Genomic DNA, 17,895 nt, shown 5'->3' on the forward strand with positions numbered 1-17,895 from the left:
GGCTCGCCGCATGCCGAGCCGCCGCCACCAGCTCCTGGTCTGGGCACTGCCGCGTCTGCGGGGGTCGAAGGAGCTGGAGAACGTCGCCTCGGAGCGGGCGCGGGTCGAGCACTGGCACACGACGCTGGACCGCGCGCTGCCCACCAAGGCCGTCTGGCGCTTCGACCGCCGCTACACGCTCAGCACCGAGACCCTGCCCGGCGCGGGCGGCGACTTCCCGTCCTACACCGTGACACCGCGCGACTTCGACCCGGAGGTCACGCTCTACTACCTGCACGGCGGCGCCTTCATGGCACCGGTCGACCCGTTCCAGGTGCGCTACGCCGTGCGGCTCGCCACCCAGCTGCGCGCCCGCGTCGTCATCCCCGACTACCCCCTCACCCCCGAGCACACCGTGCACGACTCCCACCAGGCCGTGGCCGACGACGTCGCGAGCTGGGCCGAGGAGGGGCCGGTGGTGCTGCTGGGCGACTCGGCAGGCGGTGGCTACGCGCTGGCGGTGGCCCAGACCCTGCGCGACCGCGGCGGCCCGCAGCCGGCGCGGATCGTGCTGTTCTCCCCGTGGGTCGACCTCTCGACCAGCACGGCGGCGGAGACCGAGGCGATGGACGCCGTGGATCCGTGGCTGTTCATCGGCAAGCTGCGGGCCTACGCCGAGTGGTGGGCCGGGGGCGCTGACCAGCTGACCCGCCCCGAGGCCTCCCCCGCCCTCGCCCCGCTCGACGGCCTGCCGCCGGCGCTGATGCTCTGCGGCACCCGCGACCTTCTGGTCCCCGGCTGCCGGCTGCTCGCACGGCGGGCGGCCGAGAGCGACTGGGACCTCACCTACCTCGAGGAGCCCGGGCTGCTCCACGTCTATCCGATGCTGCCGCTCATCCCGGAGGCGCGGCGCGCGCGACGACAGGTGATCCAGTGGCTGGACTGACGACCGAGGTGGTCGGCTTCGACGACCTGGACACCCGCACGGCGTACGCCGTCTGGCGGCTGCGCCAGGAGGTCTTCGTCGTCGAGCAGCAGTGCCCCTTCCCCGACCTGGACGGGCGCGACCTGGAGCCGGGCACCCGCCACGTCCTGCTCCGCGAGGGTGACGAGCTGCTCGGCTACGCGCGCGCGGTCGACGACGCCCACGAGTGGCGGATCGGGCGGGTGGTCCTGGCCCGCGCCGCCCGTGGCCGCGGCCTGGCCGACGAGCTGATGCGGGCGACCATGGCGGTCTGCCCGGACCGCGACCTGGTGCTCGACGCCCAGGCCCCGCTGGCGGGCTGGTACGCCTCGCACGGCTTCGTCGCCGACGGCGAGGAGTTCATCGAGGACGGCATCCCGCACGTGCCGATGCGGCGTCCTCAGGCCTCCTGAGCGCGGAACAGCACGCCCTCGGGGGTCTCCTCGCGCGCGGCCTGACCGCGTGCGACCAGCAGCTCGAGGTGGGCCTTGGTCTCCATCGCGGCCATGCCCTGGCTGAACACGTCGAGCTCGCCGAACGGTGTCTCGTGGCGGGTCCAGCCCAGGCCCTGCGCGACATCGTGGGCGGTGACGGTCGCGGCCCCCATGAGGGCCAGGCTCTCGGCCAGCCGGCGCTCGTGGTGCTCGAGCAGCTCGTCGACTCGGGCGTGGGAGGACGGTGCGACCGGGCCGTGCGCCGGCAGGATCGTGAGGTCGGGCAGGCCCCGCACCTTGGTCAGCGATGCCATGAAGTCGCCCAGCGGCTGCTCGGTGGCCGGCATCGTGAACCCGATGGACGGGGTGATCGTCGGCAGGACGTGGTCGCCCGCGAACAGCAGGCCCGCGGCGCGGTCCGCGAAGACGAAGTGCCCCGGGGTGTGGCCGGGCGTGTGCACCGCGTCGAGGGTGCGGTGCCCGACCGGGATCTCGTGGTCGCCCTCCAGCCAGGTGCCGGGGTAGGCCCAGATCGACATGTCCGGCGGCTCGCGGTGATCGTCCATCCGCACCCACTGCTCGGCGACCTCGCGCGCCCCGGCCGAGACCAGCACGTCGACGAACGGGTTGCGGGTCAGGTCCTCGATGTTGTTGAGCAGGTCCAGGGCCGGCTTCTCGTCCGCGCCGAGGGCGACGTCGATGCCGAGCTCCTGGCCGAGCACGGTGGCCATCGTGAAGTGGTCGCGGTGCACGTGGGTGACCAGGAAGCGGCGCAGGTCCCCGAAGCCGTAGCCGACGTCCTTCAGGCAACGCTCGAGCAGCTCCCGGGCGACGGGGATGGCCCAGCCCCCGTCGACCAGGGTCAGCCCGTCGTCGGTCTCGATGACGTAGACGTTGATGGCGCGCAGGCCGTCCATCGGCAGCGGCAGCGGGATCCGGAAGATGCCGTCGGCCACGCGCCAGGCACCCTCCGCGGTCCAGTGCTCGCCGGAGTCCGGGGAGACGGCGTACGCCGTGCTGACGCCGGGGTCGCGGCCAGGTGCGGAGTGCGTGGTCACGGGTCGGACGCTACTGCCCGACGTCGGGGAACCCGAGGTCGAGGGTGGGCTGCTGGATGCCGCCGTCGACCTCGAGCAACTTGCCCGTGACGTACTGGCCGGCGCGCGAGCTGAGGTAGAGCACCGCGGCCGCGATGTCCTCCGGCTCGCCGACCCGGCGCAGCGGCGTCTTGGTCTCCATCTGCTCCATCAGCTCGGGTTGCCCGGCGACGTACTCGAGCGCGCTGGTCATGATCGAGCCGACATAGACGCCGTTGACCCTGATCCGCGGCGCGAGGTCCTGGGCCGCCATCTTGGTCCAGTGGGCGAGCGCCGCCTTGGCGGTGCCGTAGGCCAGGAAGCCGCGGTCGGCGGTGCGGCCCATCATCGAGCTGATCGTGACGACGCTCTTCGGCAGCTCGTCGTCCCTCAGCATGAGCGGGACCGCCGCGCGGGTCAGCGCGTGCGCCGTGGTGACGTTGAAGCTGAACGCCTCGTTGAGGAGCTCGTTGCTGGTCTGGAGGAACTCGGTCGGGAAGGTGCCGCCGACGTTGTTGACCACCGTGTCGAGGCGCCCGAGCTCGTCGTAGGCCGTCTGCGCGAGGCCGGCGACCGCGTCCAGGTCGCTGAGGTCGGCCGGGACCACGATCGCGCGGCGCCCGGTGGCGCGGATCCGCTCGGCCACGCGCCCGAGCTGCCTCTCGGTGCGAGCGGAGATCAGCACGTCGGCGCCGGCCTCCGCGAGTGCGACCGCCGTACCCGCCCCGAGGCCGCGGCCGGCACCGGTGACGATGGCGACCTGGCCGGTGACGGCGAAGCGGTCCAGGATGCTCATCGGGCGACGAGGCCGCGGCCGGTGACGAGCGGCAGGTCGAGCGCGGTGACCAGGCCGGGCTCGGCCGCCACGACCGCCGGCAGTGCGTTGAGGAGCCGCTGGGCGGTGGTGACCATCCCGGAGACGTTGTGGTCGCCGTGCTCACCGCGATGGGTGAAGTCGACCTGCATCACCGGCTCGCCGGCGATCTTGACCCGGTAGCACGCGTCGGCGCCGGCGGGCGGCGTCTCCCACTCCGGCACCTGGTCCGGCGCGGTCCGGGTGACGTGCTCGAGCACGACCCGGGGGCTCCCGTGGACCTTGCCGACGAGCTGGAAGCGGACCGCGCCCATCGTGCCGGCCTCGATGTCGCCGGAGACCGAGGGGGTGAAGACCTCGGCTGCCCGCCGGTCGACCTCCTCGGTGAGCGGCTCGTCGAGCACGACGCCGAGCCCGGCCGCGATCTGGCGTACGACGCTGCCCCAGGCCATGGCGAGGATGCCCGGCTCCCACAGCAGCGGCCGCGACTCCATCGCCCGTCCGAAGCCGAACATGTCGCCCATGACCACCGGCTGGTAGTACGTCGAGTAGTCGCAGATCTCCATGACCCGGATCTCGTCGATGCGCCGGCTCAGGCTGGTCATCACCAGCGGCAGCACGTCGTTGGCGAAGCCGGGGTCGATGCCGTTGACGTGGAGGCTGGCGCCGCCGGCGCGACAGGCGTCGTCGATGCGCGTCAGCATCTCGGGCGGCAGGATCCCCTCCGGCCACTGCAGGAGCACCGGGCCGCTGCTGACCACGTCGATCCCGGCCTCGACGAACGAGACCAGGTCCGCGATGCACTCGAGGACCCGATCGTCGGCCATCGCGGTGTGCACGATGGCGTCCGGCCTCAGCGCGAGCAGCGCGTCTCGGTCCCTCGTCGCCGCCACCCCGAGCTCGCGGCCAAGCTCGGCGAGGACTCCGGCGTCCTGACCGTCCTTGGCGGGGTTGGACACCCACACCCCGACCAGCTCGAGGTCGGGGTGCGCGTCGACGCCGGCGATCGCGTGCCGCCCGATGGTGCCGGTGGACCAGACGACGACGCGCAGCGGGCGCTCGGGGATCACTTGAGGCATGCCGCCAACCTAGAACACGTTCTAGGTTGGCGGAAGGCCTCGGCTTGTCACTCACCCACCCGCGACCACCGGGCAGCGGGTGCCGGAGTAGATGGTGGGGATGCAGCGGTTGCAGTGAATGCACACCCCGGCGCGCTGCCGTCCCGCTTGGAGCCGGTTGACGAGGTCGGGCTCGCGCAGGACGGCGCGGCCCATGGCGACGAAGTCGAAGCCGTGCTCCATCGCGCGCTCCATCATGTCCAGGCGGTTGATCCCGCCGAGGAGCATCAACGGCATCGACAGCTCGGAGCGCAGGCGCAGCGCCTTCTCCCAGAAGTAGGCCTCGTGGAAGTCGTAGTGCTTCAGGAACCCGCGCCCCAAGGGGGTGCGCATCCCCAGCCGGACAGGCAACGGCATCGACGCCGCGAACTCCCTGAGCGGCACGTCCCCGCGAAAGAGGTACATCGGGTTCATCAGGGAGCTGCCGCCACTCAGCTGGAGCGCGTCCAGGTGGCCGTCGGCCTCCAGCAGTCGTGCCAGCTCGAGACCGGCGTCCGTCGTGACGCCGCCCTTGAAGCCGTCGCTCAGCGACACCTTCGCGGTGACCGCGACCTCGTCGCCGACCTCCTCGCGTACGGCGCGCGCGACCTGCCGCGCGAGGCGGGCGCGGTTCTCCAGCGAGCCACCCCAGCGGTCCTTGCGGCGGTTGAGCCCGGGGGCGAGGAAGGAGGAGATCAGGTAGCTGTGCGCCATGTGCAGCTCGAGGACGTCGAAACCGGCCGACACCAGGGTCCGCGCCGTGGCGACGTACGCACGGGTGAGCCGGGTCAGGTCGGCCTCGGTCGCAGCCCGGACCATCTGCATCGACAGCGGGCTCGGCATCCGGCTCGCGCTGATCGCCTTGACCCCGTTGGACCGACCATTGGCCACGGGCCCGGCATGCCCGACCTGCCCGGCGATCGCCGCGCCCGCGGCGTGGATCGCGTCCGAGAGCCGCGCCAGACCGGCGGCCGTGTCGGGGCCCACGACGATCTGCTCGGCGTGGGTGCGGCCCTCGGGCGCCACCGCGAGATACGCGACGGTCGTGAGCCCGATCCCGCCTTCCGCGACGGCCAGGTGGTAGTCGACGAGCCCGGCACTCACCTGCCCCTGCGGCGATCGCCCCTCGAACGTCGCGGCCTTGACCGTGCGGTTGCGCAGGCGGACCGGCCCGAGCTGCGCGGGGCCGAAGACGTCCGGGGTCACGCCGAAACAGTAACGCGTTCTAGTTCCTGCCGCACTGGTCCGGCGGATCGGGCGGGAGGGTGGCACGATGCCCGCGTGCAGGACGACGCGCTCGACGCCATCACGGTCCGGCTGCGGGCCGCCGGGTGCGTCTTCGCGGAGGACGAGGCGGCGCTGCTGGCCGCGCAGGCCGCGGACCATGCCGACCTCGAGCGGATGCTGAGGGCTCGGGTGTCGGGACGGCCGCTCGAGCAGGTGCTGGGCTGGGCCGAGTTCGACGGGCGGCGGTACGCCGTGGCGCCGGGCGTCTTCGTGCCCCGTCAGCGCAGCATGCTGCTGGTCCGGCTGGCCGCGGCCCGGCTGCGTCACGGTGCCGTGGTGGTGGACCTCTGCTGCGGCACCGGCGCCCTGGGTGCCGCGCTGCTGGCCCGCGAGCCCGGCCTGGACCTGCACGCCGCCGACCTCGACCCCGCGGCGGTAGCGTGCGCGCGCCGCAACCTCCCGCCCGAGCGGGTCCACACCGGCGACCTGTTCGAGGCGCTGCCCGTCCGCATCCGCGGCCGCGCCGAGATCCTCATCGCCAATGCCCCGTACGTTCCGACCGAGGCGATCGCCTCGATGCCGCCCGAGGCCCGCGACCACGAGCCCTGGCTCGCCCTCGACGGAGGGCCCGACGGTCTCGACGTCCAGCGCCGCCTGCTCGCTGCCGCCCCGGACTGGCTGGGGCCCGGGGGTCTGCTGCTCGTCGAGACCGGTCGCGACCAGGCGCCCGCCACGGCCGCCTTGGTGGCCGCCGCCGGGCTCGAGCCGCGCATCCACGTCGACGACGACCTCGACGGCTGCGCCGTGGTCGGCCGGCGGGGCTGATCAGGTGCGGCGCACGGCCAGCACGGTGGTGTCGTCGGCCTCGCTGTCGCCCTGCATGGCGAGGACCCGTGCGAGCAGCGCCTCGAGCGGCTCGTCGGCGGTCGTGGCGGAGGTGATCGCGTGCAGCCGACCGGTGCGCTCGGCCATGTCAGAGCCCCGACGCTCGATGAGACCGTCGGTGTAGAGCAGCAGCGTCGAGCCCACCGGCAGCACCAGGTGGACCGGCTCGGCCCGCCCCTCCCCCACCCCGAGCAGCGGCCGCACCTCGCCCGCGAGCTCGACGGCGCTGCCCGGCGCGGCGAGCAGCGGCGGCGGATGCCCGGCGTTGGCGATCTCCACCTCGCCGCTGGCCACGTCCAGCACCGCCACGACGGCGGTGGCGACGCGCACGTCGAGCAGCCCGTCCATCAGATGGTCGAGGTGGTCGAGACAGACACCGGGCGAGTGGCCCTCGAACAGGTAGGCGCGCAGGGCCGTGCGTACCTGGGTCATCGCCGACGCGGCGGACACGCCGTGGCCGGCGACGTCGCCGATCACCAGCGCCAGCCGCCCGGGCGCCAGCTCGAAGGCGTCCCACCAGTCGCCGCCCAGCTGGTTGCTGGAGGCCGGCTCGTAGCTCGCCACCAGCTCCACCCCGTCGAAGTCCGGCGCGCGGTCGAGCACGACCTGGCGCTGCAGCGACTCCGCGAGGGCGATCTGCTCGCGCGAGCGTAGGAGGAGCAGCCCGTTGATGTGCCGCCCGAGCACGTCGGCGGCCTCGACCTCCCAGGGCGCCCAGACCTGGCTCTGGCCGCGCACGACCTGGCGCCACTGCTCGAAGGAGCGCCGGGGGCTCAGCCGCACATGCGGCCCCTCGGCCGCCGCGAGCTGCTTGTTGGTCGGGTCGCCGCCCCAGTCGACGACCTGCTCGAGCTCGGGGCGCAGCCACATCAGCCACCGCTCGGGCGACGCCCCGATGCGGAGTACGCCGGACGCGACGGGGGCGAGCTCGGCGAAGGCCGGGTCGAGACCTGCGAGGTGGCTGGTCTGGATCGCGTAGCGTTCGGGGTGGTCGGTGAGGTCTGCCATGCGCCGCAGGGACGCCACGTCGGGGACCTTGCCCAGGGTGCGCACGCTGCCGTCGAAGTTCATGGCCAGCCCCGTGGCGTTCATCAGCGCGAGCAGCGCGGGGTCGGCGAGCATCGCGTCCAGCGGCGGCTCCGGGCTCGCCGAGACACGTGCGGTGATCTCGGCGAGGAGGGCCTGCGTGGCCAGCGCCGCCTCGCGGTCGTCGGCGCGCTCGCGGTCGGCGATCATCGGCGACGCGACGTGCGCCAGGAACTCCGAGGCCGACCTGGCGTCGAGTGGCGGGCGGTGCGGTCCCGAGTAGTGGTGGCAGGCCACGAGTCCCCAGAGCTCGCCGTCGACCACCAGTGACACCGACATCGAGGCGGTTACCCCCATGTGCGAGAGGTACTCGACGTGCATGGGCGAGACGCTGCGCAGCGACGAGTGCGAGAGGTCGAGTGGCGTGCCAGTGGCGGGGTCGAGGACCGGGGTCAGCGGCACCGGCACGTAGGAGATGTCGGCGATCAGCCGAAGCCAGTTGACCGTGTAGAGGCGGCGGGCCTGGGCCGGGATGTCGCTGGCCGGGTAGTGCAGTCCGAGGAACGGGTTGAGATCGGGCCGCCGGTCCTCGGCGACCACCTCGCCGTTCCACTCCTCGTCGAAGCGGTAGACCATCACCCGATCGAACCCGGTGAGGGCCCGGACCTCGCGGGCGATCTGGTCGGTCAGGGCCGTCACCGTGGTCGTGCCGCTGAGCCGCGACATCGCGCTGCGCGCGGACTGGTAGGTCATCGGCGTCGCGCGGGTGTGCTCCAGGGCCTCGACCTCGACGACCGTGCGCGAGCCGGAGCGGTGCACCCGAAGGTCGCACTCCCGGCCCGCGAGCTCGCCCGAAACCACCTGCTCGAGGCGCACGAGCAGCGGCTCTACAGGGAGGCCGTCCACGACGCGACGCTCCACCTGCGCAGCAGCCTCCGGGCCCAACACGTCGGCCAGCGGCCGACCCACGACGTCGTCGGCGGCGATCCCGAGCATGGCAGCGGCGTTCACCGACGCCATGACGACCTCGGCGGCGTCCTCGGTGAGCGCCAGCAGCACGCCGTGCGGCTGGATCGCCCCGGGTACGTGGATCGGCTCGGTGTCGCAGGTCGTGAGGTCGGTGGGGGCGTAGGCAGGGGTGTGGTCGCCGGGGGGCGTCAGCGGCATCGTCACCTGCGCAGAGCCACCCTTCCCGTCCTGTCCCCGCCACATGGGTCCGTGGCCGGCCCCAGTCTCCTCGATCCACGCCCGGCACGGAACCCCCGCACGGATGAGGTGACGCGCTGGGGACCGGCCGATCGGTCCGCGGGCCCGGGAAGGTCCTGGCGGCCCCCTCGGTTGAGACCGGCATGACCACCATCGGACTCATCGGCAGCGGACACATCGGCACGGCCCTCGCGCGTCAGGCGGTGGCGCACGGCTACGACGTCGTGCTCTCCAACTCACGCGGTCCGGAGACGCTCACCGACCTGGTGGCAGAGATCGGCGATCGGGCACGGGCCGGCACCGCGGAGGAGGCGGCGAGCGAGGGCGATCTGGTCGTGGTGACGATCCCCTTCAAGAGCTACCGGCAGGTGCCGGTCGCGCCGTTGGCGGGCAAGGTGGTCATCGACACCAACAACTACTACTACGAGCGTGACGGACGGTTCCCCGAGGTCGACGAGGGCCGCACCAGCCCCACCGAGCTGCTCGCCGCGCACCTACCGGACTCGCGCGTCGTCAAGGCGTTCAACGCCATCCAGGCCGCGCACATCGTCTCGGCGGCCAGGCCCGCCGGCGACCCGGATCGTCGGGCGGTCCCGATCGCGGGTGACGACGCCGAGGCGAAGCGGGTCGTGGCCTCGCTGGTCGACGACCTGGGCTTCGACGTCGTCGACGCCGGGCCGCTGGCCGAGGGCCGCCGCTTCGACCGCGACAAGCCGGCGTACGGCGCGGAGCTCGGCGCCGAGGCGATGCGCGAGGCCGTCGCGGCCGGCTGAGAAGGCGGCGCTAGGAGGCGGACGGCTCGGTGGCCAGCGCCTCGTCGAGCGAGCCGAAGCACGGGAAGACGCGGTCGAGCGAGGTGAGGGACAGCACGCGTGCCACCGGCGGGCTCGGCGCGACCAGGCCCAGGGAGCCACGGAAGACCCGCGCCTGCTTGCGGGCCGCCACCAGGACGCCCAAGCCGGTGGAGTCCATGAAGGTGACGTTGTGCAGATCCACCAGCACCTCGGTGTGCCCGGCCAGCAGCAGCTCGCGCAGGCAGGTGCGGACCGCGCCGACCGAGGCCATGTCCACCTCGCCACGCAGCACCACGACACGGTGCCGGCCATGCTCCTCGACGCCGACGTCCAGGGGGCTCGGCATCTCAGAGCCGTCGGGCTGCTCGCCCATGTGCGTACCTCGTCTCAAGGCCGACACCCCCGACGCGTATGGGCGAGCCGACCTGCTGTAGGCGCCCAGCCTGTCACGCCGCACGCCGGATGTTTCCGTTTTGGACGCGATCTCACCCGGCGGGGTGAGCCTCGCCAGCGACGATCGGCAATATCGGCACCGTGGGCACGAGCGGGTGCCTCACGGGGCGGACATCGCCGCCGGCCGTCAGCCAGCCGACGCCGGCCTCGTAGCGGCGCAGCACGCGCACCGGGGAACCGCCGACCACCGCGTGGTCCTCGATCGTGCCGCGCACGACGGAGCCGGCCGCGACGACGACGTTGCGGCCGATGACCGACCCCGGCAGGATGATCGCGCCGTGGCCGATCCAGGACCCCGCCCCGACGACCACCGGCTGGTGCGCACCCAGCTGTCGCCCGATCGGCACGCCCAGCTCCTGGTAGCCGTGGCTGGCGTCGGAGACGAAGACGTCCTGCCCGAACCACACGTCGTCCTCGACGAGGATCGAGCTGTGCGCGGTGAGGCTCGTGCGGGCCCCGACCACGCACCGGTCGCCGAGGACCAGGCCGCGCTCCGGCAGGGCGCTGTCGCCGGGTCCGTAGCCCACCGACAACGTCACGTGGCGTCCGATCAGCGTGCGCTCGCCGATGTGGATCGAACGCACCCCCATCAGGGTGGCCGCCGGGAAGCCGATGCTGCTGCCCTCACCCAGGCGGCCGAACTCCTCGGCGGCACGGGTGCCGGGGACGATCTCTCCGGTCCGCTGCACCCGCTGCCACACGGCGTGCACGCAGGAGTTGGCCCACCGCTGGCGTCGTTTCACGCGCCGAGGCTAGCGGCGAGCGCCGCCGCGAACGACGGCGTGACCGGCAGCGTCGGCAGCAGCGCCGCCTGGTAGGCGTGGTAGACGTCCGGCTTGCCCGGCCAGGTCTCGCCGGAGGGGCGGTTGGCCCCGTCCAGCTCGTGGATCCAGGACCCCCGTCGGCGGTCGACCAGGCACCGGTCGATGTGCGCCCACCAGCTGCGCGACCGGTCGGCCCAGCGCTGCTCGCCGGTGACCCGGTGCAGCACCTCCGCGGTGTTGACGGCCTCGGCGGCCACCCAGTGCATGCGGGCGTGCACGACGGGCACCCCCTCCCAGTCGGTGGTGTAGACGAACCCCTCCGCCCCGTCGGCGGCCCACCCGTCGGAAACCGCACGGTCGGCGAGGGCCGTCGCGGCCTCGAGCAGCCCCGCCGGGGCCGCCTCGCCCAGCGACTCCTGGACCGCCACCATCAGCCGGGCCCACTCCAGGCCATGGCCGACGGTGGCGCCATAGGGCTGGAACGGGTGCGCGGGGACGTCGCGGTGGTGCTCGAGCAGAGGGCGCCAGCGCGTGTCGAAGTGCTCCGGGATGCGCCAGCGGTTGGCACCGGACCAGCCGGCGACGCGAGCCGAGATGCGGCCCGCGCGCTCGTGCCAGCGGGCCTCGCCGGTGACGTCGCCCGCGGCGAGCAGCGCCTCGACGGTGTGCATGTTGGCATTGACCCCGCGGTAGGGGTCGAGCTCGGTCCAGGCGCGGTCCCACCGGTCGACCACCAGCCCGTCCTCCTCGTGCCAGAACCGCCGGTCCAGGCAGTCCAGCGCGTCGCGCAGGAGCTCGTCGGCGCCGGCGATGCCGGCCACGGCGGCCGAGCTCGCGGCCAGAACGACGAACGCGTGGCCGTAGGCCTGCTTGCTCGCGTCGACCACCTCGTCCTCCCCGCCCTGCCCGACGGCGGCGAACCATCCGCCGTGCTCGTGGTCGGCGAGGCCGGAGCGCAGTGCGTCGACACCATGCTGGCTCAGCGATCGCAGCTCGTCTGGGTCCGGCCCGCCAGGCGCAGGCGACTCCGCAGCGAGCAGCGCCAGCGCGAACACGTGGGTCATGCGGCAGGTGATCCAGAGCTCGACCGGTCGCTCGGGGTCCACCGCCCCGTCGCCGTCGAGGTAGCCGAAGCCGCGGCCGACCCGGGAGCCGCGGGCGAAGCGGAGCAGGTCGGCGCGCTGGGCCGCGAGGTAGGGCCGGGACCCGGGCACCCCCGGCACCCCCGGCACCCCCGGCACCCCCGGCACCCCGGGCATATGGTCGGTCATGGCTCCTCAGGGTAGGCCTGCGCCGGGTCCTCGAGGCCGTCGCGGGCCGCCCGGGCACGACTGAGCTCGCGGCGCTCAGGCTCGGTGAGGTGCCGCAGTCGCACCCGTACGGTGTCCTCGTCGACCCAGAGCTCGACGGCCTGCTCGTCGAGGTGGTCGCTCCACTTCAGCGCCTCGACCAGGTCCGGCAGGGTGATGATCCGCACCGCGGCGAGCCGCTCGACCTCACGCTCCTCGGGGTCCCCCGGCCCGCACGGCGTCCCTCGCTCCAGGTGCACGAGCTCGTGGGTGAGCGTGGAGCGCCGCTCGTCCTGGAGCAGGCTGGGACACAGCGTGATCACCCGGGTCCGAAGGTCGACGAGGCCGACGTTCCCCTCGCCCGGATCGTCGTAGACCACGGTCACGTCCGAGTGCCGGGCCACTGCCCGCCACGGATGCCACCTGTCCGCCATGCCCCGCGACCGTAGCGAGGCCCACCGACACGTCTCAGGCCTCGGTGCGGTCCTGCGTGGGCCGGGTGGCCGCGTCGTCCTGCTCCTCGCGCAGCCGGCGCCCACGGGAGGTGCCCGCCCGTGCCGCGGTCGGCGCCTCCGCCCGGTCGCTCACCGGGCCGCTCGCCCGCGCGCGGGCGACCTCGGCCGGGAGGTACTCGGCGCTCACCAGCAGGGCCCGTACGAGGTCCTCGTAGTCGACCCGCAGGGTGTCGGCCAGGGCGACGACGACGTCGACCCGCGGCAGCGCCGGGACCCCGCGGGCCCGCCACGCCGTGAACGTCCCGTGGTTGAGTCGCGCCTTGCGCTGCACCGCGGCCTCGGTGGCGCCCGTGTCGTCGCAGTAGTGCTGCAACAGCTCCCAAAACGTGGCGGGCACGGTCGCGAGCACCCCTTCCGGTGGCGGGCTGAGGAAAAGCGTCTACCGCCGATTGTGCCCGAGGGACCGCTTGTCGCGGCTGAACTCGCCCGTCATCAGCAATGATCGTCTACCTGCAGTAGACCATCGATCTACAGACGATTGACAGTGTCCTCGTGGCGGGTCACCATTCGAGCACCCACAGAGGCCCCCTGCGGAGGACAGTGACATGCAGCTCGGCTCGCCGGAGATGCTCGCCGCGACGATCAGACGCCGCGGTCTCTCGCTTGCCGATCTGGCTCGCCAGTGCGGGTGCAGCAAGTCGATGGTCGGCCACCTGGTGACCGGTCACAAGACGACCTGCACGCCCGACCTGGCCGAGCGCATCGCCAGCGCGCTCGACGTCCCCCTCGAGCTCCTCTTCGACGCACCGCCCGAACACCCCTACTCGGAAAGCAGGTACCACCGATGAAGCACCCCCTCGCGAGGCTCGACCGACCGCTCATCGCCGCCGGGCTCCTGAGCGCCCTGGTCGTGAGCTCGGCACCGGCCGCGCACGCCGCCTCGTACGACTGGCACTCCCGGTCCAAGCCGCTGAAGGCCTGGGAGGACGACGTCGCCCAGGCGCTGGCCTACGGGACGTCGTACACCAAGGACGGGTTCCTCAAGAACCACACCTACTACCGCGACCCGCGCAGCGGAGGCGACAAGGTCTACACCGAGACCGGCTACACCTACCGCGAGCCCGGCCAGGGCGGGGAGTCCTGGAGCGGCCACGGCAGCAGCGACCAGAGCCCCCGCAACAGCTCGGGCGACTGGGTCGACCAGTACGACAAGGACGACTACTCCGAGCACAACGACGCCAGCCAGGGCCGGGTCCACTCGAAGGTCTGCGAGGACCAGGCGTGGAGTCCCGATGCGTGCAGCCGGAGGCCGTACTTCACCTTCGCCCTGTGAGCGCGCCCGGCCTGCGCGCCCGGCAGCTGGCCTGTCGCTACCCGCCGTCGAGCGCCGACGTCGTCGACATCGACGAGCTGAGCCTCGGCTCCGGAGTCACCGGCCTGGTGGGCGTCAACGGCGCGGGCAAGACCACGCTGCTGCTCGCCTTGGCCGGTGCCCGGCGGCCGCAGGGCGGAACCGTCACCCTCGACGGGGTGGACGTCTACGGCCGTCACCGGCGCGAGCTGGTGGCCCGGATCGGCCTGATGCCCCAGGAGCTCGACCTCCCGCGCGAGCTGCGGGTGGCCGAGGCCCTGTCCTACGTGAGCTGGCTGCGCGGCGTCCCGAGACGTGTGGCCGGCGCCCGCGAGCCGGAGCTGCTGGAGCTGGTGGGGCTCCAGCAGCGCCGGCGGGAGCGGGTCGGGCGGCTCTCCGGGGGCATGCGACGACGTCTGGTCCTGGCCACCGCGCTGGTGACCGCGCCCCAAGTGCTGCTCCTGGACGAGCCGACCACGGGCCTGGACCCCGAGCAGCGCGCCCACCTTCGCCGGCTGCTCATGGATCTGCCCGGTGCGACCGTCACGGTGCTCAGCAGCCACGTGATGGAGGACGTGGAGCGGATGTCCACCCGCATCGTCGTGCTCGACGCCGGGCGGGTGGTGCACCACGGCGACACCGCGAGATTCGTGGAGGAGCGCGGCGGCCCCGACCGCTCAGCCGAGCTCGCGTTCCTCAGCACGGTCGCCCGGGAGCGGACGTGAGCGGGCGGCTCACCTGGCTGGGTGGCCGGCGGGTCGCGGTGGTTCTGCTCGCGGGGCTCGTCGCCGTCGGACTCGTGCCCACCCTGAGCCGCGGCGCCGACTGGCTGGGCTCCTGGAAGATGGCGCTCGGCGCCGGCCTGTTCAGCCTGACCCTCATCGGGCCTGCAGCGTCCGGGATCGCCTGCGCCGCCTACGCGCGGTTCGCCGCGTCGGGCGCCGAGCGGCTCGTGGCGACCGGCCCGCGCCCCTGGTGGCCGTGGCTGCGCCCCGCACTCTCGACCTGGTCCCTGGCGGCCGCGGCACTGCTCACGATCACCCTCGCCACCACGACGGCGGCCGGGCTCGCCGGCAGCGCGCCCTACCCCGCGACCGCCTGGGTGGTCGTGCCGGCGCTGTGCGTCCTCGCCGCGCAGGTGGCGCTCGGCGTCCTGCTCGGGGCGGCCGGGCGACGCCGGTGGCTCGCCCCTCTCGCCACCGTGGCGACCTTTGGCCTCGGCGTGCTCGGCGCGGTCGGCGTCATCGCGGACATCTTCCGGGTGGGCGCCATCACCGGCACCTACGCCGGGGAGACGTTCGACGCCTCGACGTACTCGCTCCAGGCCGGAGCCGCCCTCGGTGCCGCCGCGGCGCTGCTCCTGCTGTCCAACCGCACCGCCGTGGGCGGCGCACCGCTCCCCCGCGCGGTGGTGGCCGCCTGCGTGCTCGGCGGCGCCGGCTGTTACGTCGCGATGGGAGCCGGCCTGCACGAGTTCACGCGGCCCGTGGCCGACCCGGAGCTGGTGTGCGGCGGCACCACCGTCCGGGTGTGCCTGGCGCGAGAGACGACCCGCCCGCTCGACGACCTGGCCGCCCGGATGGAGCGGCAGGCGGAGGCGCTCACCGACCTGGGTCTCGACCTGCCACCACGCTTCGTCCAGCCCGAGGCCGCCCGGGATCGCGACCCGGCGCACGGCGTGCTGTCCCTGCTCGACGAGGAGCTCGCGGACACCGTCAGTGACGAGAGTGCCGCCAGGTCGCTGGCCACCCCGGCGGACTGCGCCGCCTACAGCGCCGACATCCCGCCACCCGAGGCGTCCTTCGACGCACGACGGCTGCTCGCGCGCTGGCTGCTGATGCGCGCCGGGCTGCTCCAGCCCGATCGCGACGACGTCGACGGGGCCTGGCTGGGCGCCGGGCTGGACGAGCAGCGCTCCTGGGTCGTCAGCACCTACGACCGGTTGCGCCGGTGCGACCTCGAGGCGCTCCGGCTGCCCGCCGGTGTCTAGGGTCCGTGCGGTGCTGCGGGCATGGGGCGTCTCGCGCACGCTGCTGTTCGCGGCCCTGCTATCCGCCGCAGTCCAGCTCGCGGCCGCCACGTACGTCGGGCTGCCGTCCTTTGAGGCGGCCATCTCGACGCTCGACCTGGTGCCTCCCGCCGCCGGGATGCTGCTGGCCGCACCGCTCGTCGACCAGACGCCCGAGCTGACGCTGCGGTCCACCCGTCCGCTCGCACTGCTGCTCCTGCTGCGCTACGCCGCGGTGCAGTGCGCCGGAGCCGTCGTCCTCGCCTCCTTGGCGCTGACGGCGTGGACGCTCGAGCGCGCCGGTGTGGTCGTGCTGTTCCTGGCCGGCAGCGCCGTGGCCGCCGCGGCGCTCGGCGGCTGGTACTGGGTGCCGGTGCTGGGCGCGGGCTACGCCTGGCTGTGGCGGGCGCAGGACCTACGCGACCTCGCGGACGCCGACGTACCGCTGCTGACCGCAGCGGCCGGACTCGGGCTCGGAGGTCTCTTCTACGTCGCCGCGGTCGGCCACCGGCTGCGCCGGGTGCGCTGTCCGCGTGGCTAGCGCGCCTCCGACACGGCCCCGTCGACCTCCAGGCCGCTGCCCTCGGCGGCCTTGCTGATCGACTTCTTGATCAGGGCCTCGAGGTCGAGCCCGGTCGAGGTCTTGAGCATGTTCAGCGTCTGCACCACGTTGTCGTTGACCTGGCGGGGCAGCGCGCCGGCGCCGTCGGAGGAGATCACGGTGAGCTGGTCGATGGCGGCGATGGGCGCGGCCACCTCGCGGGCGATCTGCGGCAGCACCTCGATCAGCATCTGGAGCACGGCGGCGTCGTTGTAGTGGGCGAACGCCTCGGCCCGCTTGTCCATCGCCTCGGCCTCCGCCTGGCCGACCGCCAGGGTCGCGGCCGCGGTGGCCTCACCCTCGGCACGGGTCGCGTCGGCCTCCGCCGTACGGCGGGCCTTCTCGGCCTCACCGCGCTTGGCGCCCTCGATGGCCTCGGCCTCGGCGAGGGCGGAGCGACGCGACTTCTCGGCCTCACCGCTGAGGCGGGTCTGCTCGGCGGTCGCCTCGGCGGCGGCGATCGTGGCGGCCCGTCCGGCCTCGGCGCGGGCGATCTCGGCGGACCGGTTGGCCTCGGCCTCCTGCTCCACCTTGTAGCGCGCGGCGTCGGCCGGCTTGCGCACCTCGGTCTCGAGCTGACGCTCCGTCAGGGCGGCCTGACGAACGGCGACCTTCTCCTGCTCGAGCAGGATCGCCTGGTCGCGATCGGCCTGGGCGAGCGGCCCGGCCGCGGACGCGGTCGCCGCGGCCGCGTCGGTCTCGGCCTTGATCTCGGACTGCTTGAGGGCCAGCGCCCGCTGGGCGATCGCGATCTCCTGCTCGGCGGCGATCGACGCCTGCTCGGCCGCCTGGCGCGCGTTGGCCTCGGCGATGCGGGCGGCCTGGCTCACCCGCGCCGCCTCCGGCCGGCCGAGGTCGGCGAGGTAGCTGCCGTCGTCGGTGACGTCCTGGATCTGGAAGGTGTCGAGGATCAGGCCCTGTCCGGTCAGGGAGTTCTCAGACTCGTCGGCCACGCGCTGCGCGAACGCCGCCCGGTCGCGGATGATCTGCTCGACGGTGAGGCCACCGACGATCGAGCGCAGCGCGCCGGCGAGGACCTCCTGGGTGAACGCCTCGACGTCCTGCTGCTGGCTGAGGAAGCGCTGCGCGGCCAGCCGGATCTGGTCCGCGTTGCCGCCGACCTTGACGATCGCGACCCCCTCGACGTTGAGCTTGATCCCCTGGCCGGACACGGCCCCCCGGATCTGCACCGAGATCCGGCGCGAGGAGAGATCGAGGGTCGCGAGCTTCTGCACGAACGGGATGACGAACGTGCCGCCACCGAGGATGACCTTCTGGCCGGACAGGTCGGTCGTGAGCGCCCCGGTCTCGGGGTTGAGGACCGCCTTGCCCTTGCGGCCGGTGACGATGAACGCCTGGTTGGGCCCGGCCACCTTGTAGCGGCTCGTGACGAGCAGAACAAGCAGCACGACCAGGAGGACGAGGCCGCCGACGGGGATCCAGAGGTCCATGTTCATTTCTACCTTTCGAGG

At 73.4% G+C, this 17,895-nt stretch carries 20 protein-coding genes; 9 read left to right on the plus strand and 11 right to left on the minus strand.

Going from position 1 to position 17,895, the window contains the following annotated elements:
* The first annotated feature begins 10 nt into the window (after window positions 1-10).
* Together LRP67_RS00970 and LRP67_RS00975 are read left to right on the plus strand one after the other, a co-directional pair.
* The gene (locus LRP67_RS00970) at window positions 11-925 is read left to right on the plus strand and encodes an alpha/beta hydrolase (protein ID WP_231268177.1); all 915 of its coding nucleotides are present in this window, start codon (window positions 11-13) and stop codon (window positions 923-925) included.
* On the plus strand, window positions 913-1,356 hold the full coding sequence (locus tag LRP67_RS00975) for a GNAT family N-acetyltransferase (RefSeq protein WP_231268181.1): 444 nt from the start codon (window positions 913-915) through the stop codon (window positions 1,354-1,356). The genes LRP67_RS00970 and LRP67_RS00975 overlap by 13 nt, the downstream gene beginning before the upstream one ends.
* On the opposite strand, the gene LRP67_RS00980 is transcribed toward LRP67_RS00975, so the two are convergent.
* The 4 genes from LRP67_RS00980 to LRP67_RS00995 are packed head-to-tail and all read right to left on the minus strand — an operon-like array spanning window position 1,344 to window position 5,570.
* The gene (locus tag LRP67_RS00980) at window positions 1,344-2,435 is read right to left on the minus strand and encodes an MBL fold metallo-hydrolase (RefSeq protein ID WP_231268185.1); all 1,092 of its coding nucleotides are present in this window, start codon (window positions 2,433-2,435) and stop codon (window positions 1,344-1,346) included. The genes LRP67_RS00975 and LRP67_RS00980 overlap by 13 nt on opposite strands.
* A 10-nt stretch (window positions 2,436-2,445) precedes the next feature.
* Window positions 2,446-3,249, minus strand: a complete 804-nt coding sequence (locus tag LRP67_RS00985; protein ID WP_231268187.1) for an SDR family oxidoreductase — start codon at window positions 3,247-3,249, stop codon at window positions 2,446-2,448.
* The gene (locus tag LRP67_RS00990) at window positions 3,246-4,346 is read right to left on the minus strand and encodes a diacylglycerol kinase (protein WP_231268188.1); all 1,101 of its coding nucleotides are present in this window, start codon (window positions 4,344-4,346) and stop codon (window positions 3,246-3,248) included. The genes LRP67_RS00985 and LRP67_RS00990 overlap by 4 nt, the downstream gene beginning before the upstream one ends.
* A gap of 51 nt (window positions 4,347-4,397) precedes the next feature.
* Window positions 4,398-5,570, minus strand: coding sequence for an NADH:flavin oxidoreductase (locus LRP67_RS00995; RefSeq protein WP_231268190.1), 1,173 nt, complete (start codon window positions 5,568-5,570; stop codon window positions 4,398-4,400).
* A gap of 75 nt (window positions 5,571-5,645) precedes the next feature.
* Here LRP67_RS00995 and LRP67_RS01000 point away from each other — a divergent pair, with 75 nt between their 5' ends.
* Entirely contained in the window at window positions 5,646-6,416 is a 771-nt protein-coding gene (locus LRP67_RS01000; protein WP_231268191.1) for a putative protein N(5)-glutamine methyltransferase, read from the plus strand.
* Here LRP67_RS01000 and LRP67_RS01005 read toward each other — a convergent pair whose 3' ends face one another.
* Window positions 6,417-8,669 (minus strand): SpoIIE family protein phosphatase, encoded by a 2,253-nt coding sequence (locus LRP67_RS01005; protein ID WP_231268197.1) that lies wholly within the window; start codon window positions 8,667-8,669, stop codon window positions 6,417-6,419.
* Window positions 8,670-8,851: 182 nt separating this feature from the next.
* Here LRP67_RS01005 and LRP67_RS01010 point away from each other — a divergent pair, with 182 nt between their 5' ends.
* Window positions 8,852-9,481 (plus strand): NADPH-dependent F420 reductase, encoded by a 630-nt coding sequence (locus LRP67_RS01010; protein WP_231268198.1) that lies wholly within the window; start codon window positions 8,852-8,854, stop codon window positions 9,479-9,481.
* A 10-nt stretch (window positions 9,482-9,491) separates the two neighbouring features.
* Here LRP67_RS01010 and LRP67_RS01015 read toward each other — a convergent pair whose 3' ends face one another.
* The 5 genes from LRP67_RS01015 to LRP67_RS01035 all read right to left on the minus strand — a co-directional run bounded on the left by LRP67_RS01015 (window position 9,492) and on the right by LRP67_RS01035 (window position 12,860).
* The gene (locus LRP67_RS01015; RefSeq protein WP_231268200.1) at window positions 9,492-9,875 is read right to left on the minus strand and encodes an STAS domain-containing protein; all 384 of its coding nucleotides are present in this window, start codon (window positions 9,873-9,875) and stop codon (window positions 9,492-9,494) included.
* 112 nt (window positions 9,876-9,987) lie between these two features.
* Window positions 9,988-10,698, minus strand: coding sequence for an acyltransferase (locus tag LRP67_RS21185; protein WP_308189678.1), 711 nt, complete (start codon window positions 10,696-10,698; stop codon window positions 9,988-9,990).
* A complete protein-coding gene (locus LRP67_RS01025) occupies window positions 10,695-11,990 on the minus strand; it encodes an AGE family epimerase/isomerase (protein WP_231268201.1) in 1,296 nt (431 codons plus the stop codon). Before LRP67_RS01025 ends, LRP67_RS21185 begins: the two co-directional genes overlap by 4 nt.
* The gene (locus LRP67_RS01030) at window positions 11,987-12,442 is read right to left on the minus strand and encodes an ImmA/IrrE family metallo-endopeptidase (RefSeq protein ID WP_231268202.1); all 456 of its coding nucleotides are present in this window, start codon (window positions 12,440-12,442) and stop codon (window positions 11,987-11,989) included. The genes LRP67_RS01025 and LRP67_RS01030 overlap by 4 nt, the downstream gene beginning before the upstream one ends.
* A gap of 34 nt (window positions 12,443-12,476) precedes the next feature.
* Window positions 12,477-12,860: a hypothetical protein gene (locus LRP67_RS01035; RefSeq protein WP_231268204.1), complete on the minus strand. Its 384-nt coding sequence runs from the start codon at window positions 12,858-12,860 to the stop codon at window positions 12,477-12,479.
* Between the two features lie 208 nt (window positions 12,861-13,068).
* On the opposite strand from LRP67_RS01035, the gene LRP67_RS01040 reads away from it, so the two are divergent.
* From LRP67_RS01040 to LRP67_RS01060, 5 genes are read left to right on the plus strand one after another with little or no spacing between them, the layout of a single operon-like run.
* Window positions 13,069-13,311, plus strand: a complete 243-nt coding sequence (locus LRP67_RS01040; RefSeq protein ID WP_231240847.1) for a helix-turn-helix domain-containing protein — start codon at window positions 13,069-13,071, stop codon at window positions 13,309-13,311.
* Complete coding sequence (locus LRP67_RS01045; protein WP_231268206.1) at window positions 13,308-13,796, plus strand: hypothetical protein; 489 nt, start codon at window positions 13,308-13,310, stop codon at window positions 13,794-13,796. Before LRP67_RS01040 ends, LRP67_RS01045 begins: the two co-directional genes overlap by 4 nt.
* On the plus strand, window positions 13,793-14,539 hold the full coding sequence (locus LRP67_RS01050) for an ABC transporter ATP-binding protein (protein ID WP_231268208.1): 747 nt from the start codon (window positions 13,793-13,795) through the stop codon (window positions 14,537-14,539). The genes LRP67_RS01045 and LRP67_RS01050 overlap by 4 nt, the downstream gene beginning before the upstream one ends.
* Entirely contained in the window at window positions 14,536-15,804 is a 1,269-nt protein-coding gene (locus tag LRP67_RS01055) for a hypothetical protein (protein WP_231268210.1), read from the plus strand. The genes LRP67_RS01050 and LRP67_RS01055 overlap by 4 nt, the downstream gene beginning before the upstream one ends.
* A 10-nt stretch (window positions 15,805-15,814) precedes the next feature.
* Window positions 15,815-16,363 carry a hypothetical protein gene (locus LRP67_RS01060; protein WP_231268212.1) on the plus strand — a complete coding sequence of 183 codons (549 nt, stop codon included), beginning with the start codon at window positions 15,815-15,817 and terminating at the stop codon, window positions 16,361-16,363.
* Here LRP67_RS01060 and LRP67_RS01065 read toward each other — a convergent pair.
* A complete protein-coding gene (locus LRP67_RS01065; protein ID WP_231268213.1) occupies window positions 16,360-17,874 on the minus strand; it encodes a flotillin family protein in 1,515 nt (504 codons plus the stop codon). The genes LRP67_RS01060 and LRP67_RS01065 overlap by 4 nt on opposite strands.
* Between the last annotated feature and the right edge of the window lie 21 nt (window positions 17,875-17,895).

This window comes from Nocardioides sp. cx-169 (assembly GCF_021083605.1).
In the GTDB taxonomy this organism is placed as follows: domain Bacteria; phylum Actinomycetota; class Actinomycetes; order Propionibacteriales; family Nocardioidaceae; genus Nocardioides.

Bases quoted from the DNA above. Each gene is read 5' to 3' on its own strand.
- LRP67_RS00970 (WP_231268177.1), top strand. From the start codon at position 11: ATGCCGAGCCGCCGCCACCAGCTCCTGGTCTGGGCACTGCCGCGTCTG.
- LRP67_RS00985 (WP_231268187.1), bottom strand. From the start codon at position 3,249: ATGAGCATCCTGGACCGCTTCGCCGTCACCGGCCAGGTCGCCATCGTC.
- LRP67_RS00990 (WP_231268188.1), bottom strand. From the start codon at position 4,346: ATGCCTCAAGTGATCCCCGAGCGCCCGCTGCGCGTCGTCGTCTGGTCC.
- LRP67_RS01005 (WP_231268197.1), bottom strand. From the start codon at position 8,669: ATGCCGCTGACGCCCCCCGGCGACCACACCCCTGCCTACGCCCCCACC.
- LRP67_RS01010 (WP_231268198.1), top strand. From the start codon at position 8,852: ATGACCACCATCGGACTCATCGGCAGCGGACACATCGGCACGGCCCTC.
- LRP67_RS01015 (WP_231268200.1), bottom strand. From the start codon at position 9,875: ATGGGCGAGCAGCCCGACGGCTCTGAGATGCCGAGCCCCCTGGACGTC.
- LRP67_RS01025 (WP_231268201.1), bottom strand. From the start codon at position 11,990: ATGACCGACCATATGCCCGGGGTGCCGGGGGTGCCGGGGGTGCCGGGG.
- LRP67_RS01030 (WP_231268202.1), bottom strand. From the start codon at position 12,442: ATGGCGGACAGGTGGCATCCGTGGCGGGCAGTGGCCCGGCACTCGGAC.
- LRP67_RS01040 (WP_231240847.1), top strand. From the start codon at position 13,069: ATGCAGCTCGGCTCGCCGGAGATGCTCGCCGCGACGATCAGACGCCGC.
- LRP67_RS01045 (WP_231268206.1), top strand. From the start codon at position 13,308: ATGAAGCACCCCCTCGCGAGGCTCGACCGACCGCTCATCGCCGCCGGG.
- LRP67_RS01065 (WP_231268213.1), bottom strand. From the start codon at position 17,874: ATGGACCTCTGGATCCCCGTCGGCGGCCTCGTCCTCCTGGTCGTGCTG.